Annotated in this window: 18 protein-coding genes and 5 tRNA genes; 11 read left to right on the forward strand and 12 right to left on the reverse strand. The window is 40.1% G+C overall.

Annotated elements, in window-relative coordinates; translation table 11 throughout:
- Positions 1 to 206 precede the first annotated feature (206 nt).
- Positions 207 to 1,010: a type IV toxin-antitoxin system AbiEi family antitoxin gene (locus tag ACI7T6_RS05660; protein WP_404665410.1), complete on the forward strand. Its 804-nt coding sequence runs from the start codon at positions 207 to 209 to the stop codon at positions 1,008 to 1,010.
- A gap of 124 nt (positions 1,011 to 1,134) precedes the next feature.
- On the opposite strand, the gene ACI7T6_RS05665 is transcribed toward ACI7T6_RS05660, so the two are convergent.
- Positions 1,135 to 1,224: transfer RNA gene (locus ACI7T6_RS05665), tRNA-Ser, on the reverse strand.
- Positions 1,225 to 1,427: 203 nt separating this feature from the next.
- Here ACI7T6_RS05665 and ACI7T6_RS05670 point away from each other — a divergent pair.
- The 6 genes from ACI7T6_RS05670 (at position 1,428) to obgE (ending at position 5,628) form a co-directional block, all read left to right on the forward strand.
- Complete coding sequence (locus ACI7T6_RS05670; RefSeq protein WP_404665411.1) at positions 1,428 to 2,291, forward strand: metal ABC transporter substrate-binding protein; 864 nt, start codon at positions 1,428 to 1,430, stop codon at positions 2,289 to 2,291.
- Complete coding sequence (locus tag ACI7T6_RS05675; RefSeq protein WP_404665412.1) at positions 2,288 to 2,995, forward strand: metal ABC transporter ATP-binding protein; 708 nt, start codon at positions 2,288 to 2,290, stop codon at positions 2,993 to 2,995. Before ACI7T6_RS05670 ends, ACI7T6_RS05675 begins: the two co-directional genes overlap by 4 nt.
- A gap of 3 nt (positions 2,996 to 2,998) precedes the next feature.
- Positions 2,999 to 3,862, forward strand: coding sequence for a metal ABC transporter permease (locus tag ACI7T6_RS05680; RefSeq protein ID WP_404665413.1), 864 nt, complete (start codon positions 2,999 to 3,001; stop codon positions 3,860 to 3,862).
- A 169-nt stretch (positions 3,863 to 4,031) separates the two neighbouring features.
- The gene (rplU, locus tag ACI7T6_RS05685) at positions 4,032 to 4,343 is read left to right on the forward strand and encodes a 50S ribosomal protein L21 (RefSeq protein ID WP_404665414.1); all 312 of its coding nucleotides are present in this window, start codon (positions 4,032 to 4,034) and stop codon (positions 4,341 to 4,343) included.
- Between the two features lie 7 nt (positions 4,344 to 4,350).
- A complete protein-coding gene (rpmA, locus tag ACI7T6_RS05690) occupies positions 4,351 to 4,614 on the forward strand; it encodes a 50S ribosomal protein L27 (protein WP_404665415.1) in 264 nt (87 codons plus the stop codon).
- An 18-nt stretch (positions 4,615 to 4,632) separates the two neighbouring features.
- Entirely contained in the window at positions 4,633 to 5,628 is a 996-nt protein-coding gene (gene obgE, locus ACI7T6_RS05695; RefSeq protein ID WP_404665416.1) for a GTPase ObgE, read from the forward strand.
- A gap of 80 nt (positions 5,629 to 5,708) precedes the next feature.
- Here obgE and ACI7T6_RS05700 read toward each other — a convergent pair.
- Positions 5,709 to 5,781: transfer RNA gene (locus ACI7T6_RS05700), tRNA-Phe, on the reverse strand.
- Positions 5,782 to 5,922: 141 nt separating this feature from the next.
- Here ACI7T6_RS05700 and ACI7T6_RS05705 point away from each other — a divergent pair.
- Both ACI7T6_RS05705 and ACI7T6_RS05710 read left to right on the forward strand, forming a co-directional pair.
- Positions 5,923 to 7,077, forward strand: a complete 1,155-nt coding sequence (locus tag ACI7T6_RS05705; RefSeq protein ID WP_404665417.1) for a UTP--glucose-1-phosphate uridylyltransferase — start codon at positions 5,923 to 5,925, stop codon at positions 7,075 to 7,077.
- Between the two features lie 149 nt (positions 7,078 to 7,226).
- Positions 7,227 to 8,225 carry an NAD(P)H-dependent glycerol-3-phosphate dehydrogenase gene (locus ACI7T6_RS05710; protein WP_404665418.1) on the forward strand — a complete coding sequence of 333 codons (999 nt, stop codon included), beginning with the start codon at positions 7,227 to 7,229 and terminating at the stop codon, positions 8,223 to 8,225.
- A gap of 5 nt (positions 8,226 to 8,230) precedes the next feature.
- Here ACI7T6_RS05710 and ACI7T6_RS05715 read toward each other — a convergent pair whose 3' ends face one another.
- The gene (locus ACI7T6_RS05715) at positions 8,231 to 9,178 is read right to left on the reverse strand and encodes an NAD-dependent epimerase/dehydratase family protein (RefSeq protein WP_404665419.1); all 948 of its coding nucleotides are present in this window, start codon (positions 9,176 to 9,178) and stop codon (positions 8,231 to 8,233) included.
- A 182-nt stretch (positions 9,179 to 9,360) separates the two neighbouring features.
- On the opposite strand from ACI7T6_RS05715, the gene ACI7T6_RS05720 reads away from it, so the two are divergent.
- Positions 9,361 to 10,311, forward strand: coding sequence for a transporter (locus ACI7T6_RS05720; RefSeq protein ID WP_404665420.1), 951 nt, complete (start codon positions 9,361 to 9,363; stop codon positions 10,309 to 10,311).
- A gap of 70 nt (positions 10,312 to 10,381) precedes the next feature.
- On the opposite strand, the gene ACI7T6_RS05725 is transcribed toward ACI7T6_RS05720, so the two are convergent.
- Both ACI7T6_RS05725 and pgeF read right to left on the reverse strand, forming a co-directional pair.
- Entirely contained in the window at positions 10,382 to 19,003 is an 8,622-nt protein-coding gene (locus ACI7T6_RS05725) for a tetratricopeptide repeat protein (protein WP_404665421.1), read from the reverse strand.
- A 195-nt stretch (positions 19,004 to 19,198) separates the two neighbouring features.
- Positions 19,199 to 19,900, reverse strand: a complete 702-nt coding sequence (gene pgeF / locus ACI7T6_RS05730; RefSeq protein ID WP_404665422.1) for a peptidoglycan editing factor PgeF — start codon at positions 19,898 to 19,900, stop codon at positions 19,199 to 19,201.
- A 152-nt stretch (positions 19,901 to 20,052) separates the two neighbouring features.
- Between pgeF and ispD the strand changes: the two genes are divergently transcribed.
- Positions 20,053 to 20,739, forward strand: coding sequence for a 2-C-methyl-D-erythritol 4-phosphate cytidylyltransferase (gene ispD / locus ACI7T6_RS05735; RefSeq protein WP_404665423.1), 687 nt, complete (start codon positions 20,053 to 20,055; stop codon positions 20,737 to 20,739).
- Positions 20,740 to 20,783: 44 nt separating this feature from the next.
- Here the strand turns inward: ispD and ACI7T6_RS05740 are convergent.
- The 7 genes from ACI7T6_RS05740 to ACI7T6_RS05770 all read right to left on the reverse strand — a co-directional run bounded on the left by ACI7T6_RS05740 (position 20,784) and on the right by ACI7T6_RS05770 (position 24,088).
- Positions 20,784 to 20,855: transfer RNA gene (locus ACI7T6_RS05740), tRNA-Lys, on the reverse strand.
- A 6-nt stretch (positions 20,856 to 20,861) separates the two neighbouring features.
- Positions 20,862 to 20,936 (reverse strand) — tRNA-Glu (locus ACI7T6_RS05745).
- 47 nt (positions 20,937 to 20,983) lie between these two features.
- Positions 20,984 to 21,532 carry a ribosome recycling factor gene (gene frr / locus ACI7T6_RS05750; RefSeq protein ID WP_404665424.1) on the reverse strand — a complete coding sequence of 183 codons (549 nt, stop codon included), beginning with the start codon at positions 21,530 to 21,532 and terminating at the stop codon, positions 20,984 to 20,986.
- Positions 21,514 to 22,248, reverse strand: a complete 735-nt coding sequence (gene pyrH, locus ACI7T6_RS05755; protein ID WP_404665425.1) for a UMP kinase — start codon at positions 22,246 to 22,248, stop codon at positions 21,514 to 21,516. Before pyrH ends, frr begins: the two co-directional genes overlap by 19 nt.
- A 10-nt stretch (positions 22,249 to 22,258) precedes the next feature.
- On the reverse strand, positions 22,259 to 23,110 hold the full coding sequence (tsf, locus tag ACI7T6_RS05760) for a translation elongation factor Ts (RefSeq protein WP_404665426.1): 852 nt from the start codon (positions 23,108 to 23,110) through the stop codon (positions 22,259 to 22,261).
- Between the two features lie 2 nt (positions 23,111 to 23,112).
- Complete coding sequence (gene rpsB / locus ACI7T6_RS05765) at positions 23,113 to 23,898, reverse strand: 30S ribosomal protein S2 (protein WP_404665427.1); 786 nt, start codon at positions 23,896 to 23,898, stop codon at positions 23,113 to 23,115.
- A 119-nt stretch (positions 23,899 to 24,017) separates the two neighbouring features.
- Positions 24,018 to 24,088, reverse strand: a tRNA-Gly gene (locus ACI7T6_RS05770).
- Positions 24,089 to 24,133 lie beyond the last annotated feature (45 nt).

Raw genomic sequence — 24,133 nt, forward strand, 5'->3', positions numbered from 1 at the left:
AAATCACAAATCTCTTTTTTAATAAAAACTCTATATACATCATCGTTTGCGCCTCTATAGGATGTCTTACAGCTCAAATTGCTAAGAATAGAAGTTTTTGCAAGGGAGGCCTTATGTTATCCAGCAAATATCAGCTCTTGACTTGAGGAAACTTAAGATGCAATATGTCCTAAAAGTGACGAATTTCATCACTTTTAGGACATGGTATGTTTGCAAAGTATCTTGAAAAATTACAATCTAGAGGAAAGAGATGTTTCACCTCTCAAGAGATCATGCATGATCTTAATCTTTCTTCAACTGCTACAAGAGCTGGCTTATACAGGCTAAAAAAGGGTGGAAAATTGATAAGTCCGGTTAGCGGGCTCTATGTTATTGTCCCTCCTGAGTGTAAGCCTTATGGCTCTATTCCAGCTGAGGAATTAATCCCTCTAATGATGAAGCACCTTCAGGCAAAGTATTACGTAGCACTACTGAGTGCAGCAGGGTTTTACGGGGCTTCTCATCAAAAGCCCATGGTTTTTCAAGTTGTTACTTCTCAGCGTATTAAGCACTCATTAAAATTTGGTAGAATCTACATACAACTGATTTACAAAAAATCTTTAGATCTCTTCCCTGTCCAAGATTTTATTGTAAGTAGTGGTTATTTAAAAGTTGCAAAACCAGAACTCATCGCACTTGATTTGCTTAAATTTCCAAGATACGCAGGAGGCATGAATAATACTGCAACTGTTTTATCTGAGCTCATAGAAAGCATTCATGTTCACAAGTTGATAGAGGTTGCTGAAAATTTGGGTGAAAAGTATCAATTACAGCGATTAGGTTATCTCATAGAAAAAATAGAGGTGATGGATGACACTATCAAGAAGCCTATCCTTGATGTGCTCTCACACTATGTTTCTTCTCATAATCTATCTTATATACCGCTTGCTTCTTATATATCAAAGATAGGGCATCCACGGTGTCAAAAATGGAAAATCATTGAAAATATACATTTTGAGAGTGACTTATGATCGCAAATTGTTTTTACGTACTTTATATCAACGTTGAAGATAAGATTTATATGAAAAAAGAGACTTATTGAATATCAGCTGAGCTCCTCTCATAGAGGATGCCAAGGGTTCGAACTGGTTACAATGGCGGAGGAGGTGGGATTCGAACCCACGATACGTTTTCACGTATACACGCTTTCCAAGCGGGCTCCATCGGCCACTCGAACACTCCTCCAAAAAGAATATTCATGCTACTTGATTAGGTATTAACATACAAGAGGAGAAAATTGGCTGCATCCAAGAAAAAACATCTATTTTTTCTTGATAAGATCTTTTTTCTTTTATGAATCTCTTCCTTCTTATCCCGCGAAAAAGAGGGGTCTTTTGAAGAAAATGATTAGCAAGATTGTGATCATGTAAGCTATGATGATAGCTCTCATGAAAACCTTTTTATTAAGCTTACTTGCTTTATTCTGTGTTGTCCTTTCTTCCTGTTCTAGAGAAATCAAACCTTCTCAATCATCCATATTAGTGACAATTCCTGTTTATGCAGCCGTTGTAGAAACGTTGACAGATCATCTGATTGATGTTCAAGTTCTCGTTCCTCCAGGATCTGACCCTCATACATATGAGCCAAAACCTGATCAAATCCGGCATTTTACAGAGGCTAAAGTTTGGTTTCGAATTGGTGAGTCCATTGAAGCTAAAATGGTGAGCTTTCTTGAAGGGTATGGCGTTGATATCATCAACTTATCAGAGGGCAAAAAGATGCTTTGTGAAGAGGCGCATCACCACCATGGGCATCATCACCATCATGAAGAAAAAGATCTTCACCTGTGGATGGATCCCACTCTTTTAGCTGAGCAAGTAGGAGATATACGGGATCATTTAATTCCCCATTTCCCTCATATGAAAAGGCAAATTGAGCAAAATGCCGCCTCTATGATAGAAAAGCTAAGTCAGCTAGATCGTGAACTTGCTGCAAAACTGACTCCTTTTAAAGGGTACTCCTTAATGGTCTCACATCCAGCATTTGGGTATTTTTGCAACCGGTATCACCTTCATCAAATCTCGATTGAAATTGAAGGGAAAGACCCGCTTCCTCAAGATATTGCAATGCTGATGCAAGTCGATCACGCAAAACTCATCCCGTTTATCATTATAGAGCCTCAGTACTCTTCTAAAGGAGCGACACTGATTGGGGAAAAGCTGAGTCTTACTTGTGAAGAGATTGACCCTTATTCCCCTCATTATTTTAGTATGCTTGAGCGCCTCTCTGATTTAATCCAAGAAAAATTATGACCATTCAAGCGAAAAATTTGGCGTTTCAATACACAGAAACGCCTCTACTTCACCATGTTTCCTTTGATATTAAACAAGGGGAATGCATTGCCATTTTTGGGCCTAATGGCGGAGGAAAAACCACGCTTCTTAAACTCCTCATGGGATTTTTAACTCCTTCTTCAGGCTCTTTATGCATTGAAGGCGCTCCCCCGCAAAAAAAACGGTCTGTGATGGGATATGTCCCTCAAAGATCATCTTTTGATCCTCAGTTTCCTATCACAGCCATTGATGTGGTCAAAATGGGAGCTCTTACCCCTTCCTATTTACGCTCTTACCCTATAGACGCTCTTGATAAAGCGTGGGACATGTTAAATAAAGTGGGTCTTACGCATCTAGCTGAAGCTCCCTTTGGTTCTTTATCAGGTGGGCAAGCGCAAAGAGTTCTTATTGCAAGAGCTTTAATGGGACATAGAGAGTATCTCTTTTTGGATGAAGCAACAGCCAATATTGACTTTGCAGCCCAGCTGCAGTTTCATGAGCTACTCCAAGAGCTAAAAGGAAAGTTAACGATTGTCATGGTGACACACGATCTTCCTAAAACCATGCCGTATGTTGACAGGTTCTTATCTGTGTACGGTGATGTCACTTCTTATACGCATGAAGAGCTGTGCCACCATTTTGTCCATGGTCTTTATCATTTACCCTTAAGCTCTAAAGGCTAGCGCATGTTTAATATTTTTCTTGTGTTCCCTTTTTTGATTTCTTCTTTCTTAGCAGGGCTTGCCTCCTCCATCACAGGAGGCATCATTGGATCGTATGTGGTTGTTAAACGTATTGTCTTTATTACAGGAAGCATCGCTCACTCCGTGCTGGGAGGAATGGGATTTTTCTTATGGCTTAAGAGATCTTATGGGTGGACATTTCTTGATCCTTTGGAAGGAGCTCTTTTAGCTGCCATCTTATCAGCACTTTTAATTGGGTGGATTCATTTACGGTATCAAGAACGAGAAGACACCATTATTGCAGCCATATGGTCTACCGGGATGGCGCTTGGCGTCATCTTTATTTCACTCACTCCTGGCTATAATGTGGAGCTCATGAATTTTCTCTTTGGGAACATACTTTGGGTCTCTCAGAAAGATCTCCTTCTTTTAGGAGGGCTAACAGCTGTTGTGATCCTCATTGCGCTCATCTTTCATCAAAAATTTCAAGCGGTTTGCTTTGATGAAGTTGAATCTGAGCTAAGGGGTATTCCTGTCACTTTCTACTATCTTCTCCTTCTCAATCTTGTCGCCATATCTGTTGTCATCTTGATTCAAGTTGTAGGGTCAATCCTCGTGATTTCGATGCTCACCATTCCACCAGCAATTGCTAATCAGTTTTTTCATAAGCTCTCAGCCATGATGCTAGGATCGATTGTGTGCGGGCTGATCTTCACAACGACAGGGCTTGCCATCTCCTTTTTCTTTAACTTGCCACCAGGCGCCACCATAGCGCTCATTTCAGCGATTGCCTACACTTTACACCTCATTTATCATGGCCTTAAGAAAAAAAGCGGTAGCACCTCTTCAACAGTGACTCTTTCTTGATTGAAAATATTCCCTTTTCCATGGTAAATTTTCCCTTTGGACTTTTCTTTTCATAACAGTCGCTACAGATCAAAGAGAGAATTCTTGGGTCAAGCGAGAAAGAGCTATTGCAAGGAAAGCATTAAATCCAGTAGTATAACTCCTACTTTGAGTATTTTTGAGGTTAAAAATGTACGCTATCATTGAAACAGGTGGAAAACAGTATCGTGTTGAAAAAGACGATATTATTGATGTAGAGCTTCTACAAGCTGAAAAAGGTCAAATCGTTGAGTTCACTCAAGTACTCTTTTTCAATGATGGGAAAGATGTCAAGGTTGGAGCTCCTTATGTTGATCAATCTGTTGTTAGAGCAGAACTCTTAATGGAGGCTAAAGGGCCTAAAGAGATCGCGTTTAAATACAAACAACGTAAAGGTATCCGCAGAAAAGTAGGACACCGTCAGAAATATCACCGTATTAAAATTACAGAGATTGTGGGGTAACTAACGTATGGCACATAAGAAAGGTCAAGGATCAAGCCGTAACGGCAGAGACTCTAAATCCAAGCGCCTCGGCATTAAAGCATCAGGCGGTCAATTTGTGACAACTGGAAGCATTATTGTTAGACAACGCGGAACAAAATGGTCTCCTGCGAAGAATGTCGCTGTTGGAAGAGATGACACCATTTTCTCACTCATTGACGGAATCGTCACTTACAGAAAAGGTCTTAAAACTTTTGTTTCTGTTCTCCCTCTCCCTTCAGACAACACTTAATTGGATCATCTATAATTTATGTTCACCGACAAAGTCAAGCTCTCGCTCATAGCGGGCCGTGGAGGCAACGGAGTGATTGCTTGGCGCCGGGAAAAATTTGTCCCCAAAGGTGGACCTTGCGGGGGTGACGGCGGTAAAGGTGGATCGATCTACCTGGAAGTTGACCCTCAAGTTGTCTCTTTAGAACATCACCGTAATCACCGTATCATTAAAGCCAAAAATGGGCAACCAGGCGGCGCTAATCTCTGCAAAGGGAAAAGCGGTGAAGACATTATCGTTAAAATCCCTCCTGGCACTTTAGTGAAAGATGTTAACACAGGAGAAGTCCTCTACGACTTTGTTGAGCAATCAAGATCTGAGCTCATGTGTAAAGGGGGAAGAGGCGGAAAAGGGAACAACAACTTCAAAACTCCTACCAATCAAGCTCCCTACATTTGCACAGAGGGAACACTCGGTGAATCTCTAGAAGTTGAGCTTGAACTCAAACTGATTGCTGATGTCGGTCTTGTCGGAATGCCGAATGCGGGAAAATCATCTCTCATGTCAGCGATGACACACGTTGAAGTGAAGATTGGAGCTTATCCTTTCACGACACTTTTTCCTAACTTAAGCTACATCTACTATCCTGAACAAGAAAAAGTTCTTGTGGCAGACATTCCAGGTATTATTGAAGGGGCACATAAAGACCGTGGCCTTGGCTTTGAATTTTTAAGACACATTGAAAGATCTGCCGTGCTCATTTATGTTGTTGACTCTTCTGGGATTGAAGAGAGAGATCCTCTTGAGGATTTCCGCATTCTTCAAGAAGAGCTTAGAGCCTATAATCCAGAGCTCTTAAATAAACCTTATCTTGTGGCTCTTAATAAAACAGATATTGAAGAGTCTAAAGAACACATTGCACGGTTTAAAGAGGCGTATCCTAATACCCATTTCTTCCCGATTTCTGCGCTTCAAAAAGAAGGCATTAAGCCTTTAACAGAAGCTATCTACAAACTTGTAAAAACACACGTTTAATCGTCACTTTTATTGCATTAAAAGCACTGTCTATTTTTTTTCTAGGATGTATTGTTTTGGGAATTTTTCTTAAAGAAGGTTGGCCGGAACTGGAATCGAACCAGCGACACAAGGATTTTCAGTCCTCTGCTCTACCGACTGAGCTATCCGGCCAAGGAATTAAGTATCATAAAGAATCTATTGCTTTTTTAGCAATAGCTCATTTTACTTAAAAAAACTGATTTCCCCTTTTCCTCTTCTTTTGTTATTTATCCTCACCTGTTATCTTAAAAGGAAAAAGGAAAAGATTCTTTCATGTTCATTCAGCAGATTCAAGAGCGGCTAAGAGATATGGATCAACTCCATCTAGCTGAAAAGCTTCATCTCTTATCTGAAGAGGAGCAAAAGCAATTTCTTAAACATCTTGACCCAGATTTTTTACAGCTCCAAAGAACGCTCTCTAAACAAATCCTTCCCCCCTCTTTTGAAGAACCTGCTAAAACAGCAGATGAGGCTCACGAAAAGTGGAAAAGTCCTGGCAACTTAGCTCTTCAGCAAGGAAAGTGCGCCTCTCTTATCTTAGCAGGAGGGCAAGGAAGTAGGCTGGGCTCTTCTCTTCCTAAAGCGCTTGTTCCTCTAAATGATGAAGGAGTGACTCTTTTACAGATTCATCTTGAAAAACTGTACCACCTTTCGCATGAGTTTCATATTACGGTTCCATGTGCCATTACAACCTCCCAAAGCCACTATCCCTGGATCATGAATTATCTTGAGACCCATCACTTCTTTCATCTTGTAAGAGAGAGCATTACGGTGATTATTCAAGAAGAAGCTCCCTTACTTAACGGTGAGGGGAACTGGTTTTTAAGAGAAAATGGAATGCTTGCTTTAGCCCCCAATGGAAACGGCTCATCGCTTAAACTCTTAGAAGAACAAGGCATTTTGGCAAAATGGGAATCTTTAGGAATCAGCGCTCTTTCAATTATTCCGATTGATAACCTTCTTGCAAATCCCATAGACCCTATTCTTTTAGGATACCATACTCATCATGCATTAGACGTCACTCTGAAAGTGATTACAAGAAAGCATCCAGATGAAAAGATGGGAGTGATTGTGTTAAAAGATCAAAAGATACAGGTGCAAGAGTATTCAGAGCTTCCTTTAGAAGCAAGAAATCACACTTACTTTGCCCATATTGGACTGTTAACCCTTTCTCTTTCCTTTGCAAGAAAAGTGTCTAAAGCCTCTCTTCCTTGGCATTTTTGCTTGAAAAAAGACCCCCTTACGGAGGGGATGGTGGGAAAATTTGAGCAGTTTCTCTTTGATATTTTACCTTCTAGTGAAAAGACAAGCCTTCTTCTTTACCCAAGGAAAGAGGTGTACGCCCCTTTAAAAAACAAGACAGGAGAGCATGGATTAGACTCTGTACAACAACTGCTCAGTCATCTTAAGGAAACAAAAGTCTTTTAAAGATTGGGTAAAAAATGAGCTCCCAAGCTCTGGGCAGTTAACTCCCCTCCATGCTATACTCCTCTTGAAAGATCTATCCCCTTCTTGCAGAAAGAAGATACGCATAGAGTTTAGTTTCTTTCATCTTCGTTAGAGTCAAAGAGGTTATCATGAAAATCGGTTTTCTAGGTGCTGGCACATGGGGCTTTAGCTTAGCTTCTCTTTTAGCTTCTAAAGGGCTTCCTATCGTATTATGGGGTAAGAATAGGGAGAAGATTAAGCAGCTTCAAGAAACTCGTGAACACCCTAAACTCCCTGGCTGCTTAGCGCCTCACAATGTGACTTTTACATCCTCTCTTCAAGAGGTATTAGAAGGGTGTACTATTCTCATTGAGGCAGTGACTACTCAAGGGATACGGCCTGTCTTTACAGAAATACAAAAGTGCGGGCCTCTTCTTATTCCGGTGATTCTCACCTCTAAAGGGATTGAACAAGGGACTAGTCTTTTACTTCCTGAAGTGTTAATCGATGTGATGGGTCTCTCTTTTAAAAATCAAATTGGATGCCTAACGGGACCTAGCCATGCAGAAGAGGTGATTAAAAAACTCCCCACGTCAACTGTTGCCTCTGCCTATAACCCGCTTCTCATCCCTCAAATTCATGCCTTATTTTCAACTCCTTTTTTTAGAGTATATCCCAATCACGATCTAAATGGCGTTTGTTTTGGCGGAGCGATGAAAAACATCATTGCCATTGCCTGCGGGATATCAGATGGGATTGGGTTTGGAGATAATACAAAAGCGGCTATCATGACAAGAGGTCTTCATGAAATCCGTAAGCTCTCAGTCACCAAAGGGGCAAAAGAAGAGACCTTAAATGGGTTATCAGGTCTTGGGGATTTATGCGGTACGTGTCTCTCTCAACATAGCCGTAATACGAAGTTTGGAAAACTGATCGGGGAGGGACTCTCCATTGATAAGGCCAAAGAAAAGGTCGGGATGGTAGTTGAAGGGGTCTACACCTGTCTCTCTGCTTTGGAGCTTGCCCAAAAGTTTCATATTGCAACTCCTATTACAGAAGCTGTCTACTCCATTCTGTATGAAGAGGTGTCTCCTCAAGAAGCTGTAAAGAAGCTTCTTGAAAGGACCATTAAAGAAGAGCATCTTTAAATCACTTACCCTCTATAGTGTAAATACCATTTCACAAAGTGATCTAGCCCCTCACTTAAAGAGGTTTGAGGAAAATAGTTTAAAATTTGCTGACTTTTGGTAAGATCTGCATAGGTAACAGGCACTTCTCCAAGTGCTTCTTTTTTAAAATGAATCACACTTTTTTTCTTCAGCTTCTTCTCTAAAAGGTTCACAAGTGTTAACACGGTTTCTGGTTGATGATTGCCAAGATTAAAGATATCACAGCTAAACTCTTGCTCTAGAACAGCTACTATCCCTTGAATGATATCATCAATGTAGGTGAAATCTCTCTTTAGCAACCCTTCACCATAAAGTGTGATCGGCTCCTCTTTCAAAATTTTTTCTGTAAAAAAGTAGTAAGCCATATCAGGCCTTCCCCAAGGGCCATAGACTGTAAAAAACCTGAGCCCTGCTGTTTTAATGTTGTAAAGATGATGATAAGTAGAGGCCATGAGCTCATTTGCCTGTTTTGTCACGCCGTAAAGATGCGCTGGGGAAGATAGAATATCGTCTTCTGCAAAAGGGACTTTGGTATTAAGGCCATAAACAGATGAGGAGGAGGCGTAAATGAGCGGGATATGAGGGTATTTACGGATAAGCTCTAAAATAGGGATAAAGCCGCTTATATTAGTATCTACTGCGCTTTGAGGGTATATTTGGCTATATCTTACTCCAGCCTCTGCTGCTAGATGAATACAATGAGAAATACTCTCTTCTAACACAATTTTTTCAAGCAAAGCAAAATCGTGAATATCTCCTTGAATGAACCTTATCTTCTCATCTTGCAAAAGCTTTAAACGAGACCGTTTTAATGCAAGAGCATGAGAAGCCTGTAAGTGATCTATTCCTGTGACATGGTGCCCTTCTTGCACAAGGCGCCTTGCTAAATGAAAGCCAATAAACCCCGCAACACCTGTAATTAAAATATTCATTTAATTCCTTGCAGAAAAAGAGTGATCTTTTAACAATGAGCAAAGTAGCTGTTTACATCATAGCAGACCGGTTTTTAATGACAATTTTTTTAGTAAAGCGTATGTGATGGACCCATTAGACTCTTTTGCCGTGATCTCCTAAAACAACCTGAATACATTTCAAGAAAAGGCTTAAATACGATATGCGAAATCCCGTTTTATGGATGAGCTTAGCTCTTCTTTCTTTAGCTCCTTTGCAAAGTAAACCGTCTCATACAAGAGAGGGTGCCTGGTTTATCGGTCCCCTGTTAACCCCCTCTGGACATGTTGTCCCTGAAGGGCATCAAAATTATGAGCCGTATGTCTATTTGACTGAAACGTCTAAGATGTATAATGGAGAGGGAAAAAGAGTCCCCGCCCCTAAAGATCAGCAGCTACTTACTCAAGCCTCTATGCAACGAGGTATTCTTCCTGGCATCGATATCGATGTAACGCTCCAGGGACTCTATCATGCAAGAGAAGGCCTCCATGCCTGGAGGATGGGAGATGTCCCTCTTGCCATGGGATTGCAAATCATGCCAGGAATATCAAACTCTTTGCAACCTGCGATGAAACTTCATGTGGGGATGAATATTCCGCTTGGAAAGTATGATCATTTAAATCCTTTAACCTATCTAACAGATGGGGGAGGCTCGGGCGATTTTTCACCCGAAATAGGCGTTGTCTTTTCCAATATCCACACTCTTTCAAATGGGCACCATCTTGCCTGGAGAACATTTTTCAGTTATACTGCATCCACATCTGTTTCTGTAAAGGGGCTTAGCGTTTACGGAGGATCCATCGAAACAGTTGGTAAAGTGCGTCCAGGATCTAGTTTTCTCACATCAGGCAGTCTTGAATATCAGCTTACTCAGCAAGTAGCGCTTGCGTGTGATGTGATGTATACCTACACGAATAAAACCACATTTTCAGGATTTTCTCCCCCTAATACAGCTCCTACATCTCCTTCTAGTGCGCTCTTAGTCATGGCTCCTGCAATTGAATATAGCGTAAGTCCTAATGTAGGGATGATTTTAGGATCTTCACTCCCCCTTGCAGGACGGAATACCTCTGCACCCATTAACTCCATCTTTGCAATAAATTTTTACCATTAATGAGAATGATAAAATAACTCCTCTTAAGAAGGTGCTTTCTTAAGAGGAGTAGTTCTTTTTTGTTATGTATCTACTTTTTAGGGGGCAAGAGAGCCTCTGCTTCTTCATACCGGTTAAACTCTTTTAAAAGAGCTGCTAATTGCTCTAACTGCTGAGCTACCGCCGTATGAGACTCTCCTAATTGAGCCTTTAGCTGCGCAAGATGCTCTTGAGCTAGCGTCACGGCTAGATCATGTCGGTGCAGTTTTTTTACACTATTTACCATTTTTCGATATAAAGTAGATGCCTCATGATGATTCTTCACGAAAAGAGGTTGCATTTTTGCCTTCCATTCTTTGAGAAGAAGAAGAGCCTCTTCATCCCAGTTTAAAGCACAGAGTATCTTAATGACGGAGCGATAATAGTATAAACTATTTTCTTCTCCCAACTTCCCCTGTTCTTTTGTAAGTTTCTCTTTTGCTAAAGTAAGCGCTTCTTCATATTGGTTAAGCAGTTTTAAACTTTTAATGAAAAGATCATAAAAATAGAGTGTTTCCTGATGATCCTCGCCTAAAGTGCTTCTGAGTATTTTAAATATCTCTTGCGCTAAAGTAAGCGCTTCTTCATACCGTTTTAACCTGTGTAATGCATCAATCACATGATAATAATAGGTGATTGTTTGTTCATGAACCTCCCCTAGAGCTTTTCTAAAGATAGCAAGTTTTTCTTTTGCAAACGTGAGAGCCTCTTCATCCTTGTTTAACCCCTTAAAGATAGTCATGATTTGATTATACCCTCCATATGCCTCACGGTGAGTCTCACCCCATTTAGCTGTTAAATAGGCAGCTTTTGCCTGAGCAAAAGGAAGCGCTTCTTCATACCGTTTTATCCCCCTAAAGAGCTGAACAAGCTTATCATAATGGGGAAAGATCTTATCCTCTGCTACCCCCCCTTGGTGTTTTAAGTTTTCAACTCTTGCCTTCGCAAATATCACCGCTTCTTCTTTCCCATTTAACTGCTCTAACATCTGAATGGATCTCTCATAACACCCTAGTGTCTTCTCATGATCTTCTCCAAAAATGGTTCTACACTTTGAAAGCTTCTCTTGCAGGACAAGCATCAGCTCCTCTTTCTTCCTTAAAAAATTGAGTATCTGAATAAGGTCATCATAACACTCTAATGTCTTCTCATGACTCTCTCCTAATTGACTTTTCACAAGGGCTAGCTTCTCCCTTGCCAAAGTGAGTGCCTCTTGATGCCGGTTTAATCTCACCAAGAATTGAATTTCTTTACCATAACACTGTAATGTCTCTTCATGGCTCTTTCCTAAATGCTTTTTGACATAAAAGAGCTTATCTCTAACTAAAGTGAGCGCCTCTTCATACTGACTAAATCTCTCTAAGAATTGAAATACCTCCTGATAGCACTTTAGTGTCTCTTCATGAACCTCTCCTAGCGTGCTTCTTAAATGTAAAAGCTTTTCTTTTGCTAAAGTGAGCGGTGCAGCCTTTTGATGCATCATAAGGGTTTCTTCTTCTTTCCTTCCTAATTGCTGTAAGAATTGAATAACGATGCTATAGTACCCTGAGGTCTTTTCATGACTCTCTCCTAATGTGTTTCTTAAATGCTGAAGCCTTTCCTGAGCTAAAATCAGCGCCTCTTGATTCTGATTGAAGTTTCTAGCTATCCACATGACACTCTCTATGTAGCTCTGTGTCTTCTCATGCGTCTCTCCCAAACTCTTTTTTAAATGGGTAAGCTTTGCCTGAGCTAAAGTCAGTGCTTCTTCTTTTTTATTTAACTGCTGGAGAATTTGAATGACCTGTTCTGTATACTCTAGTGTCTTTTCATGGCTCTCTCCTAGAGTACTTTGAAGCTGTAGGAGTTTTTCCTGAGCGAATAAAAGCCTCTCTTCTGGCTTACTCAGCCGCCAAAAATACTGAACCATTTGGTCGATATAACCCAGGGTCTTTTCATGCGCTCTTCCCAACGTGCTTTGCAGATGCCCAAGTTTTTCTTTTGCAAGAGAGAACGCCTCTTCCTTTTGATTGAGCTGCTGCAATATGTCCATCATGCGGTCATAATAACCAAGCGTCTCTTCATGAGCCTCTCCCCGAGTGCTTTTTAAATAAGCAAATCTCTCTTGCCTAAGAGCCAGTACCTCTTGGTGACGCTTACACATTTGCAGTGTCCAAATGAATCGCTCGGTATAATTCATCGTTATATCATGTGTCTTCCCGAATGTATTTTGAAGATGGGTGAGTTTTTCTCTCCCCAAGATGACGGCCTCTTCCTTCCGCTCTAACAGCTCAATCACAGAATCATACTCCTTGAGCGTCTTTTCATGAGCCTCTCCTAGGCTCTTTTTTAAATGAGTAAGCTTTTCTTTAGCCAAGGAGACCACCTCTTCTTTCCGGTTAAATTCACTTAATACCCTAATCAGGCTATGATAGTATTCCAGTGTCTTCTCATGCGTTTCTCCAAAACTCTTTTTTAAAAGGTCAAACTTTTCCTGTGCTAATGCACAAGCTTTATCTCCCTCTTTAAGCCTCTGTAATATCCTAATCACCTTATCATAAAACTCAAATGTCTTGCCATGCGCCTCTCCGAGTGTGCTTTTGAAGTAAGTGAGCTGTTCTTGTGCGAGTAAAAGTGCTTCTGCATGTTGATTTAAGCACTCTAAAGTCCAAATCAATTCATCAGAGTACTGTAGCGTCTTGTTATGTGTCTCTCCCAACGTATTTTTAAGATGTGTCAGCTTTTTCTTCGCTAAAAGAGCCGCCTCTTCTTTTTGATTTAGCTTCTCTAGTAGCCCAATCAATTGATCATAGCTACTAAGTGTCTTCTCATGCGTCTCTCCTAACAATTTCTCAAACCCTGCCAGTTTTTCCCTTGCAAAAGTAAGTGCCTCTTCTTTTCGATTCAGTTGCTGAAGAAGCTCTATCAATCTATCGTAATAATGGAGTATTTTTTCATGGTCTCTTCCAAAATGCTTTCGTAGAAGAATCAATTTCTCTTCAGCAAGAATGAGAGCTTCTTCATATTTGGCAAGCCCCTTTAACTGCTGAATCAAGGGTTCATAATAATATAAGGTTTGATCATGTACCTCACCTAGAGAACTTTTTAAATGCACAAACTTTTCTCTTGATAAGGTAAGTGCCTCTTCTTTTTGGCCTAGTTGCAAGAGGAGTGAAATCACGGCTTCATAACCCTGAAGTGTTTTCTGATGACTCTCTCCTAAAGAGTTTTTCAAATACCTAAGCTTTTCCTTTGCAAACGTAAGCGCCTCTTCTTTTTGACCTACTTGTTGTAATCCCTGGATTACCCCGTCATAAGCACCCAGCGTTTTTTCATGATCTTTCCCTAAAGCATTGCTAAAATGCCTGATTTTTTCTTTAGAAAGATTAAGCGCCTCTTCTTTTCGACCCAGTTGCTGCAGTCCCTGGATTACACCGTCATAAGCCCCCAGTGTTTTTTCATGAGTCTCCCCTAAAGCCCGTCTTAAATAGCTGAGTTTCTTCTCAGCAAGAGAAAGCGCCTCTTCACTCTTCCCAGCTTGCTTTAATAAATACGTAAATGTCTCCATGTAGTTCAGTGTTTTCTCGTGGTTCTCTCCGAATAGAGCTGTTAAGAAGGTGAATTTCTCCCGGGTTAAACGAAGCGCCTCTTCAATTTTCCCAGCTTGCCTTAATAAATACGTAAATGTCTCAATGTAGTTCAGCGTCTCATCATGAGACTCTCCAAAATGGTTTTTTAAATGGATAAGTTTTTCTTTTGCAAAAGAAATCATCTCTTCTTTCTGATTCAGTTGTTTAAGCAGTTCTACAACCTGATCATAGCATCTAAAGACTTCCATGGGCACATTTCTAAAATCATTTTTTAAGTTTGCAAGCTTTTCTTTCGCTAAAGAAAGGCCCTCTTCTTTTAAATCTAACTCTCTTAAGAGAGAAAAGGTATAGTAATAACTATTTAATGTCTTAGCATCTGTCTCTCCTAAGAGCGCTCTCACTTGAGACAGCCTTTCTTTCGCTAAAGAAATCGCCTCTTCTTTTCGATTAAAATACTTAAGAAGCTGGATGCATTCCTCCCATCCTATTAACGTTTTGTCATGAGTCTCTCCAAAAAGGGCTTTCAATTTGCTGAGCTTCTCTTTTGCTAGCAGGAGTGCTTCTTCTTCTTTTTTAAGAAATTTTAAACACTGGATGGTAAGATGGTAGTCATCGAGAAGTTTTTCGTGATGACTTCCTAAACTCTTTCTCCTCTCTATCATCCTCTCTTGAGAAAGTGCCAGCGCCTCTTCATACCGTTTGAGCTCACACAAAATCATAATAGGAGCATCATATCCTCTCAGTGTCATCTCATGATCAAAATCTAAATTTCTTTTTAATAAAACCCGTTTTTCTTCAGCAAACATAAGAGCCTCTTCACTCTGTTTAAGCTTCTGAAGAAGCTGGATCACATGATCATAATGACAAAGTATCTTAACATCTGCCTCTCCAAAAACGGCTCTTAAACTTGCTAATTTCCCTTTAGCAAAAACAAGGGCAGGTTCTACTTTATTACATTGTTGAAGGAGCTGAATCACTTCATCATACCCTTTGAGGGTCTTTTCATGAGTTTCTCCTAAACAGGCTATTAAGTAAGTAAGTTTTTCTTCAGCCCATGTAAGAGATTCTTCTCTTCGGCTCAGTTGCTGAAGAAGTTGAATGATTAAATCATAACAAGAAATGACCAGGTCCTCCTCACCGATGACATTTTTTAAATGAAGAAGTCTTTCTTGATAAATCTTGAGTAACTCTTCTCTTTGGTTTAATCGATATAAAATTTCTCTCAGAGTTTGATAAGAGTAAAGTGTCTTTTCATGCATCTTGCCTAACGCTTTTCTTTGGCTGAAGAACACCTCTTTTGCAAAGCTAATCGCCTCTTCATCTCGCTTCAGACGTGTAAGCGCATTCCTGATCAAATCCTGCGTTTTTAAAGTTTCTGGGTGAGATTCTCCTAAGAGTATTTTTTGATTCTTCAAGACTTGTAATCCAAGAGAGAGGGCTTCTTCATGTTTAGATAACCCTATAAGTATAGGAAGGAGTAAGCTCTTACTTTCTAATAATTCAAGAGAAGTATCTCCAAAAAGCTTAAGCTTTATAGCAATAGATTTTTGCAACCAATCGATGACTTGCGAATAGTTTGCAGGAGTGTTGTAATACTCTGCTTTCAAATGCAAAAGCTCTGCGAATGCTTGAGACTCCTCTCCCAAACTCTTTTCCATTTGGAGTCCCTCTTCAATGTAAGGAGTCCCTAAATGTCTAGGTTGTAAAGAGGAAAATAGCCATCCTAAATGACTGAGGAGCTGCGCCCTCTCTTCTAAATTCAGAATGTTATACACCTCTTTTGTATGATAAATTTTTAAAATATTATCTTTATAAGCGCTTTGTAGTCTTGGATTTGGAGTAAAATCTCCTATTAACTGATTTTTTCTCATCTCTCTCATCACACGGTCTAAACTTTTCCAAGCGTGAATACCTATCTGCTTTGTTCTTTCAACACTTAGCTCACCTTGAATCGCTGCTTTAATGGTTAAATCAATATGGGCATAAACGCTCCCCTGTATGGCACTATAATGCTCCTCAAGCAAGGAGTGAGTCTGAAAAATTTGAAGGACTCCTTGAAGTGCATATGTTGTTTCTTCAGGATACACCTCTTCCATCCAAGCTTTGATGAGTAAAAAGGGAATTTCTTTTTCTCCTAAAAAGACCATGAATTCAAGAAGAGGAGCAGCAAATGCTCCTCCCTCAATCTGCTCAATCATATGGGTTAAGGCATGCAAAGTCATCAAGGGAGGAAGATCTTTGCCTTGGGATTTTAAGGATGCTTCTCCTTTAAATGTTTGAATCGCTGCTTTATAGCTGTGAAGCGATATTTTTTTCTCAGCGACATACTTAACGATATGTTTTAAGGTGGAGGGAAGAGATCCTACCTCTTCTAAAAGCATCTTAGCTATTTTCCCTTCATGGGAGGAAATATGCGCTCTCTTCAGAAAATAAGCTAGCCCTTCTTCTTGAGAAAAGGGGGTCATTAAAATAGGTTTGAATCCACTCTGGACTTCCATACCAGCTGTCTGTTTTGTGATTAATAACTTAAAGTGAGGGTAAGCTAAGGAGAGCGCAATGATCTCAATTAAAGTAGCCTCATCTTGGATATCTGAGATCACAATAAGAGCTTTCATTCCTAACCGCTTCAATTTTACGCTCATGAAATCTAGCTTCCTTGTCATGTCAAAAGAACTTCTTCCCCATAGCTTCTCTAGCCAAGCGATCTCTTCTTTAACTTCTTGAACACTTTTACCGCTGATAAAATACGTGAGATGATCTTCACTAAGGCTTTTGGCATATTCCATTGCAAGCGTTTTTTTCCCCACACCTACATATCCCACTAGAGCCACTTTATTAGATGTTTGAAAAGCAATTTCTAATTCTTTAAGCTCTTTTAACCGGCTGATCAATTGAGAAGAACTTAAAGGCAATGTTTTTAAAGATATAGATCTTTGGTGCTTTAAATCTCCTTTAGCATTGATATGATTATTGATAAATAGTTCATACTTCTTAGGAGTATAATATTTTGTTAAATAGCTTTCAGAAGATTTCTGTAAGAAGGGTCTTCTTTCTTCAAAAACCCCATCTTCTCTACGATGTGGATGAGAAGAAGGGAAATGTTCTAAATCCATGAAGGAGGCATGAGAGAAAGTAGATTCCACGCATAAAGGATGGTTCTTATCTTTGGCGAAAGATCTATCTATTTGAACAAATTTTGTTCTTTGATTGAGATGTTTTCCAACAAAATAACAGTCCTCTTGATAAAGAAGTGTCTCAAATATGTCTCCCAATGGCTTATCTATAGAAGCGGATCTACACTCTCCGTACAATTTATCTAAAACCCTCTTCCTGAAGGCATTTCTTCGAGATAAGCTAATAGACTCTATCCCTAAAGAAGAAGCGAGCGCTACAGTCATCAGATCTGCTACGATGAGCTCTTGATCCCACGAATTTTCAGAACTCACATGGATATGCTCCCGTGTTTTAAGGCTAAAAATCAGGAAATGCAGATGTTTATATTGGTGAGGCTTTTTATTAACGCACTCTCTTAGATCTCCTAATGTAAACTCATGAACACCTGTAACTTCACTGATCCAACTCTCTAGATTTTGCCGTAAAATCCCTGCAGATATGCTATTTTTCTCATGCTCTACGTGATAAGCCCCTTCAAGAGTCTCTGAAGTCCTCTCTTTCCGAATCACTAAAAGATCTTCTAAAGAGTAAAATGGTAAATCTTCAACCATCTTAGCTGTCCCTCCTAAAGCAAGAAGAGCTGCACCCACGCTTCCCATACCCGTGCCAGAGACTCTTTGAACCCCTTTAAGAAGATCTTGAGCCTCAAGCCTTTGCATCTCGGTTATCAAAGCCTCTTTATCTCTTTCATTCCCCGTCAAAATCAGATTAAGAGGCGCTCTTCCTTTGGCCGGATTAAAATCTAAGGGAGTTTTACTTCCTGTAACAGCTACATGGATTGCCTGGATACAGGCATAGACAGCAGGGGGAAAAGATTGATAATCATATAAATAGGCAAGGGGCGTTTTACCTTGTGCATCTATCACCGAAGCATCTAATCCTAATGCACGAAGAAAAGTAATCGCTTCAGCTTTTTCTCCCTGAGCTGCAAAGTGAAGGGCTGTCTTAAACCCTCCTATTTCTTGATGATGGGTGAGATCTCCTGCAACAATGATTTGATGCATAGCCCAGATATCTCCCAAAAACGCAGCTAGTTGAAGAGGCGTTCTTCCTACAGGGTCTTTCATATTCAAAAACTCTTGAAGATGTACTCCGCTAGCTTCTAAAAGAACCTCTAGCATCACGGGCTGATTTAAATGAATGGCAAGATGCAGAAGATTTCCAAATCCAGGAATAGGTGTTTTAAGAAAAGCAGAGTCAAAGGTGTGATGTCTTAAAAGCTGCAAAAGAATTTCTTGATGTAAAGAAGTGACTGCAAGGGCTAGGAGCTCTACACTTAAATGCGGAAGCTCCCATGTTTGATGCATAAGTCCCAAGTCTAAAAGTTTCTCCACAGCAAAATATCTTCCTTCATGAATCCCCCATTGAAGCGGCGTTAAGTTATAGCAGTCAGCTTGTTGATACCACGCTAAATCAGAACAATAGGCAAGTAGTTTTTCAAGAATGAGATCTCTTCCATAGAAGATCGCGATATGAGGCGCTGTTCTATGAGAGGTATCTTTTAAACGCATAATACACTCTTGCGGCGCCCCTTGTAAAAGATGGTCTATTAGTCCATCTTGATTGTCTCTAATGGCTGCAAAAAAAAGATTCATCCCTTCTGCATCTTGAAGAGTTAAAAGGAAATTATGATCCACTTTTCCCCACTCAATCTTCGTATAGTGTGTAAAAATATGGCGAAAGAGGTGTGAAACCCCTTGTTTATCCCCTTGCGGATCTGTGACCCTCCTCAGATCAAAAGAATGAGGAGTCATCCCGCAAGCATGAAAGAGCTTTTGAAGCCTTGCTTGCTGAGCTGATTGAAGGGCAATTTGAGCAAGGGTAAGCTCAGGTTGGAGGATAGATCCTTCAGGGACAGAAACATGTTGAGAGGGAGAGATACGTCCAGAATGTGAGCGAAGAGATGACCCTTTTAATGGAGATAAACTCATGATAAATCCTTAAAGTTAAATTTTCTTTGACTTTAAAAACTATAAAAAACAAGCTTTATTTTCAATTAAATTAAGAATTTTTTAATATTTTTTTTATTTATCGATCGGTCGTTGGATCAACACAAAATAGAGATCTCTTTAACTTTTTCGTAACCTGTTTAGCGCATCAGAAATTTCTCGTTTAGAAAATGAGGGTTAAGCCGTCTTAGTTAAAACAGCCTTGACCCTATTTCTTTGAGAGGTGTGATCTCTTCGGTAAGAAAAATAGTGAGAAGGGTTACAACACGTGCAAATCTTTGCCACTTGAAGATGCGAAGGTAATATGCCGTGTGAAATGAGCTGCCACCTCGCAATTTCCCATAAATCAAAATAATACGGCCTCACCATAAACTCTCTAAAGGTCTCTGGAAACTCTTCTTGATAGTGCAAAAACTCGGCACAACAAGGACCTAGACTTGGAGATATCCCCACATGAAGATCTTGGGGTAAGCTTCCATACATCTTTTGCATCTTCTGAATCACCTTTTCATAAATACCACACACCTGCCCTCTCCATCCCGCATGAGCCATCCCCAGTGCATGGTGAATAGGATCGTAGAAAATGGCGATTTGACAGTCAGCATGACTCATGGTAAGGGCTGCATCAAGAGTTTGAGTGATCATCCCATCTGCTTGAATATTTAATGCGGGAACCGGAGCTTCTATAACCATATTTCCATGCACAAGATGAAGAGAAGATAACGAGTCATGAGGGGTCGCTGTTTTCATGATATTTTCTTTCTCTTGTGGAAAAAGAGGCTTTTCTTCTTTTAAAAAAACTGCGTGAGAAAGGTTTTGAAATGGCTCAAAAATCTCAAAAATTAGCCACCTAAGTCCCTCTTTTTGATGATATAGCATCCCTTTTTATCCCTTTACCTGACGCTTAGTATGAAACATCTATCATAAGCTTAATACCCTCTTTTTTTTACAGCATTAAAAATCGTTTTTTAAGAGAATGCAAAAAATGGGACTCACTCTATCAAGTACAAGGCACCTTTAAAGGAAACAACATGAAACCTTTTTATTCCGCCGTGATTTTAATGGCAGGCTCTAGTGTAAGAGCTAAGGCATCACTCCCTAAGCAGTTTATGCCCCTTGGCAATAAACGGGTTTATCAACATACTTTAGACACATTTTATCACTCTCACCTCTTTGATGAAGTCATATTAGTGTGTCATTCAGATTGGGTAGAGCGTGTTCAAGAAGAAACCGCTTCTCTTTCCTCTATCGTAGTTGTTGAAGGGGGAGCTACACGTCAAGCTTCTTCGTTTGCAGGGCTTAGGGCATGTCATCCAGGTTGCAACTATGTGATAATCCATGACGGGGCAAGACCGTTTGTCTCAAAAGAAATTTTAGAAGAAAATAGCAAGCAGGTGACTGGTCATCAGGCAGTCAACACCTGTATTCCCTCATCAGACACCATCATTGTAACGCAAGAAGGAAGCTTGATTGATACAATTCCTTTTCGAAGTCACTTAAGACGAGGACAAACCCCTCAAAGCTTTGCGTATCCTCTCATTTATGAGGCACATGTTAAAACAAAACACACCAATGCCACAGATGATTGTCAGCTTGTTTTAGAAAGAGGTGTATCCATTTTTTTAGTCGAAGGATCTGAGGAGAATTTTAAAATCACCACGCCAGAGGATATCGAATTTGCTAACTGGAAATGGGCAAAAAAAAATCTTCCATCTTGAAGAATGAAAGATTTAAATCAAAAACCATTTGTTAAAAAAAGGAATGAGACTTGATGGGCTTGAACCATCGACCCCCTCATTAAAAGTGAGGTGCTCTACCACTGAGCTAAAGTCTCATTTGTTGACCCCAAGGGGATTCGAACCCCTGTTACCAGAATGAAAATCTGATGTCCTAGACCGGGCTAGACGATGGGGCCATCATCGCTTGATGACAGCGAGAAAGAATAGTATAAGAAATACCCAATTAAACCGCTAGAATTTCTTTTTCCTTCACAGAAAAAAGATCATCCACTTGTCTACAAAACTGATCTGTTAATTCTTGAATCACTTTTTCGAGTTTTTTCATGAGATCTTCTGTGATGACGCCAGCTGTCTTTTGCTCTTTGAGTGTATCATTACTTTTACGCCGAATATCGCGGATAGAAATTTTGGCATCTTCTGCTTTTTTCTTCCCTTGTTTTACAATATCTTGCCGTACAGCTTGGTCCATTGGAGGAACATGAATCCGGATCATACTCGCTTCTACAATCGGTTGAAGATTAAGATTCGCTTTTTCAATTCCTTTAGCAATCGCTGCACATGTTTGCGGATCAAACGGGGTGATGAGGATTTGTCTTGCCTCTGGAGTGGTAATTTGAGCCAGCTCCTTCACTTTCATTTGCGCTCCGTAAACATCCACATTCACCCCTTCCACAACACCTGGATTTGCGCGGTTGGTGCGGAGGTTTTTTAATTCCTGTTTAAAATGATCAAGCGTCACTTGCATTTTTGCCTTCACTTCATTTTCAAACATGATGATTCTCCTGTAACAATAGATCCGCCCTTTTGTTCATAAATGGCATCTTTAAGGGCATTTTCTTGATAAATATTTAAGATATGAATGGGAATAGTATTTTCCTGACAAAGAGCAATAGCTGATGCATCCATCACGCTAAGCCCCTCTTTTAACACATGGTGATAGGTAGTCTTTTCGATTTTTACAGCATGGGGATTTTTAAGAGGATCTTGATCAAAGATACCATCCACCTTCGTGGCTTTAATGAGCACATCTGCTTGAATTTCACACGCTCTTAAAGCTGCTGCCGTATCGGTTGTAAAATAAGGATTTCCTGTTCCGCCAACAAAAATGACAACTTTGCCTTGTTCTAAAGCAGTTACTGCCTCTTTTGCATTTCCTGTAGAGATAATGGATCCGCAAGAAAATGCACCGATCACAGTGGATGGGCACCCTAGAGTTTCTAGGGCTTCAGCTAACATCATTCCATTTAAGGTAGTAGCTAGCATGCCTACTTGATCCACTCTATCTCTTTTAATTCCAGAAGAGGTGGCCTCTACCCCTCTAATGAGATTACCAGCACCTGTAACAACCCCAATTTGAATGCCTTCTTCTCTTAAATCTTTAAGCTGTCTAGCAAAAGAGAAAACTTTGTCCAAATCAATTCCTGATTTTTCCTGTTTTCCCAGCGCCTCTCCTGACAGCTTAAGTAAGATCCTTTGATAAGAAGGCATGTTTAGAGATTTACTCTCCCACTTTCCATCGAATAAACTGTTTTAAAGTGACAGGATGACCTGTTTCTTTACTGGCGTTTTCGAGGAGATTTGTAATGGTAAGACTATCATCTTTAATGAATCTTTGGCGTAAAAGACACACTTGATCAAAGAAAGCATCCATTTTACCTGCAACGATTTTTCCAATCACTGCCTCTGGCTTTCCTTTCACTTGATCTCTTGCAATCTCTTCTTCTCTAGCTTTGATATCAGCTGGGATATCTTCTACGTTTAAGTATTCAGGCGCCTCTGCAGCTACGTGAACTGCAATTTCTTTAGCCAGCATCTCTTGAGAAGGCGAAGAGAGTTCAACAAGCGTCACAATCTTTCCGCCAAGATGAGAGTAAATACCAAATGACTCATGTCCTGTTTTTGCAAAAATTTGAAGTCTTTTGATTTTAATGTTCTCGCCAATGCTTTGCATCACAACAGCTCTATATTCATCAAGAGAAAGAGATGGATCTTGATCCGATTTCTGACTTAAGAAGCTCTCAAGTGAAGAAGGGTTTGTTCTTGCCGCTTGCTCTACAACTTCAGTTGCAAACTGTTTAAATCTGTCGTTATGCACAACAAAATCTGTCTCAGCATTAATCTCAACAACAGCGACATGCGTGGGTGTTTCTGTAAAAACAACAACACCCTCTTTTGTTTCTCTTCCCTCTTTTTTAACAGCAGAGGCCATACCTGCTTTGCGGAGTAAGTCGATCGCTTTTTCCACATCGCCAGAAGCTTGATCTAAAGCTTCTTTACATTTACCCATGCCAACGCCTGTTCGCTCTCTTAAAATTTTAACCATTTCTGGTGTAATTTTGATGGATGTCATATTTACTCTTCCCCTTCTGTCATTTCAAGAGAATCCACTTCATCAAGAGATGCTTGTTCATCTTCTGCTTTACCAAGAGCAATGCTCATCTCGTTTTTACGATCAATTGCAGCTTGTGTTAACGCTTGCAAAATGAGTTTTACGCTTTTTAAAGCGTCGTCGTTACAAGCAATCACGTGGTTAATAGGATCTGGATCGCAATTGGTATCCACAAGAGCCATCACAGGAATGCCCAGTTTATTCGCTTCTGCAACAGCAATGTGCTCTTTACCAGGATCTACGACAATTAAAAGACCTGGAGGTTTACGCATTGCGCGGATTCCAGAGAGGTTTTTATTGAGTTTAATTTGATCTTTAGACATCAAGATCATCTCTTTCTTTGTGAACCCTTCACCGCCCCCTGCGATTCTTTTTTCAATCCGCTCAAGTGTTTTTACAGATTGACGAATCGTAGATAAGTTAGTGAGTGTTCCTCCTAACCATCTTTCTGCCATGTAAAATTCACCGCACGCTTCTGCGCACTCTTTAACAACCGTTTTAGCTTGTTTTTTTGTTCCTACAAACAAAATCGATTTACGTTTTGAAATCGTTGCACGGACCACTGTCATACATTGACGGATTTGTTGCACGGTTTTTGCAAGATCAATGATATAGATACCGTTTCTCTCTTCAAAAATGAAACGTTTCATTTTTGGATTCCAACGGTGTTTCTGGTGGCCAAAATGGGCTCCAGCTTCGAGTAGTTCTTTTACAGTTACAGGTGTATTGATGGTGTCTTGATGTTCCAAGCCTTGTCCCTCGTTAGGTTACATTCGACACGGCATCTACCCGGTTTGGATAGATTTCGGTCTTGGGTTGTTGTTGATGTTTAGATCACAAGCTGTGATTTGCTTGTGAGGTATTAAAAAGCGCCTGATCAGAATCGAACTGACACAAGTAGCTTGGAAGGCTACGGTTCTACCATTGAACTACAGGCGCATTCTAAGAAAGACAATTTAACCGATTAGCCTCTTTTTTCCAAGA

The sequence above is a fragment of the Rhabdochlamydiaceae symbiont of Dictyostelium giganteum genome (assembly GCF_964291045.1).
In the GTDB taxonomy this organism is placed as follows: domain Bacteria; phylum Chlamydiota; class Chlamydiia; order Chlamydiales; family Rhabdochlamydiaceae; genus PALSA-1444.